Source organism: Micromonospora maritima (genome assembly GCF_902825405.1).
Taxonomy (GTDB): Bacteria; Actinomycetota; Actinomycetes; order Mycobacteriales; family Micromonosporaceae; genus Micromonospora; species Micromonospora maritima.
In genome coordinates, this window is record NZ_CADEAU010000721.1 from 1 (window position 1) to 2,154 (window position 2,154).

At 73.1% G+C, this 2,154-nt stretch carries 1 protein-coding gene and 1 pseudogene; both read right to left on the bottom strand.

The window, feature by feature from the left end; translation table 11 throughout:
• Positions 1-153: 153 nt before the first annotated feature.
• Complete coding sequence (locus HUW36_RS31495; RefSeq protein ID WP_174531401.1) at positions 154-1,560, bottom strand: flavin-containing monooxygenase; 1,407 nt, start codon at positions 1,558-1,560, stop codon at positions 154-156.
• A gap of 316 nt (positions 1,561-1,876) precedes the next feature.
• Positions 1,877-2,154, bottom strand: a pseudogene (locus HUW36_RS31500) (endonuclease/exonuclease/phosphatase family protein); the annotation flags it as partial.

Consider the following 2,154-nt stretch of genomic DNA (forward strand, 5'->3'; position numbering starts at 1 on the left):
GACTGCGGGACTCCGCTGCGCTGCGTTCCTCGCGCTCACTGTGCTGGCCTTCCGATCGCGACTGCGGGACTCCGCTGCGCTGCGTTCCTCGCGCTCACTGTGCTGGCCTTCCGATCGCGACTGCGGGACTCCGCTGCGCTGCGTTCCTCGCGCTCACTTGCCCTCCTCCAGCTCGTGCAGGGCGCGCTGCAGGGCGCGCAGGTAGTCGGCGTGCCCGACCTCGAACCAGTGCCGGGTGCTGTCCTTGACCTTCGCCGAGTACCGCTCGCCGAGCCCGGCACGGACCCGGCGGTCGAACGCCGCGGCCCGCTCCGGCCGGGTCGCGCGCAGCGTGAGCAGCCGGGCGAAGAGCACGCTCTGCCAGTGCGAGATGGTGAAGATGCCGGAGTCGGGCTGCACCAGACCGACCACCGCCAGCGTCGGGTGACCGGCGGTGAAGGCGTTCAGCCAGAGCCGGGGGCGGCCGGAGCCGTCCTCGTCGCCGAGGACCCGGCCCTTGAGGAACTCGAAGCGCGGCAGGTAGCCGGTGGCGAAGACGACAAGTTCCGGGTCGATCCGGCGGCCGTCGGTCAGCTCCACCGTGCGGTCGTGGAACCGGGCCACGTCCGGCACGGGGGTGATCTCGCCGTGGCCGACGTAGTAGACGAGCTGGCTGTTGGCGATCGGGTGCGTCTCGTAGACCCGGTGGTCGGGCTTCGGCAGGCCGAACCGGGTCAGGTCGCCGACGGTCAACCGCAGCGTCCAGTGGTAGAGCCACTGCCGCACCCGCAACGGCACCCGCAACGCCAGCAGCGTGTCGTTCACCTGGTCGGCCGGGCGGCCGAGGACGTACTTCGGGGCGTACCAGTAGCCGCGGCGGGTGGAGTGCCAGCAGTGCGATGCCTGCTGGGCCGCCTCGACCGCGATGTCGCAGCCGGTGTTGCCGGCACCCACCACCAGCACCCGCTTGCCGCGCAGCTGCGCCGGGTCCTTGTAGGACGAGGCGTGCATGACCTCGCCGCGGAACTCCTCCAGCCCCTCGTAGCGGGGCAGCTTCGGCGACCAGTTGTGCCCGTTGGCCAGCACCACGGCGGCGTAGCGGGAGGTGCGCTCGGGGCCGTAGCCGCCGGTGCTGCGGGTGGTCACGTCCCACCGGTCCCCCTCGACCGGCTCGACCCGGACCACCTCGGTGCCGAACCAGACGTGCTGGCGCAGGTCGAAGTGGTCGGCGTACCGCTCGAAGTAGGACAGCAGCTGGCTGTGGTGCGGGTAGTCCGGCCAGTCGTCGGGCATCGGGAAGTCCGGGAACTGGGTGAACGGCCGGGACGAGATGAGGTGTGCGCTGGCGTACACCGGGCTGCGGTCGTGCCGCCAGTTCCACGCGCCGCCGACGCCGGTCTCCCGCTCGTAGCAGTCCACGCCGAAGCCGGCCTCGCGAAGGTTCTTGACGGCGGTCAGGCCGCTGGCGCCGGCGCCGATGACGCAGACCGTGTCGCCCCGGTCGGAGACCGGTCGGTCGTCCCGGCTCGGGACGACGGTCGGGTCCGGGTCGGGGCGACCGAGGTCGGTGGAGGAGGACACCGGGACATCTCCTTTTGTGCGGCACGCGTGCCGGTCGGTGCGAAATCCTGCCGAGAATGCCCGCCGTTGTCCAGCCGCCCGGAGAGCCGCCGCGGCTCGCCCGGACGTGGCGCCCTGGCCACATCCCACGGCATCGTCACCGCGGGTAGCCGATGCGGATATGGCTGCGAGCAAAGGCGCCGGCGGGTGGGGCGTCCCGCCCGCCGGCGTCTCACGTTGCGTCACTGCCGATGCCGGTTCCGCCGACGGTCTCTGCCGTACGCGCCCGCGGGCGCCGCGCCGCCGGGCCTCGCGGGTGGGACGGGGCCGGGTGCGGTCAGTCGGCGGTGGGCAGCAGCAGGTCGACCAGGACCGGGAAGTGGTCGCTGGCCCGGCGGGTGCGCGGGGTGTCGACCACGTCGTAGTCGGCCACGGTGATCCGCGGGTCCACGAAGAGCGCGTCGATGCGGCGGCGCGGGTCGGCACAGGAGAACGTGTGCCGGTCGGCGCGGTCGGCGGCCACCGCCGCGTCGGTCAGCCCTTCGGCGACGGTCCGCCAGGCGGGGCCGTCCGGCCCCTCGTTGAGGTCCGCGCCGGCCACCACCGGCAGCGGCG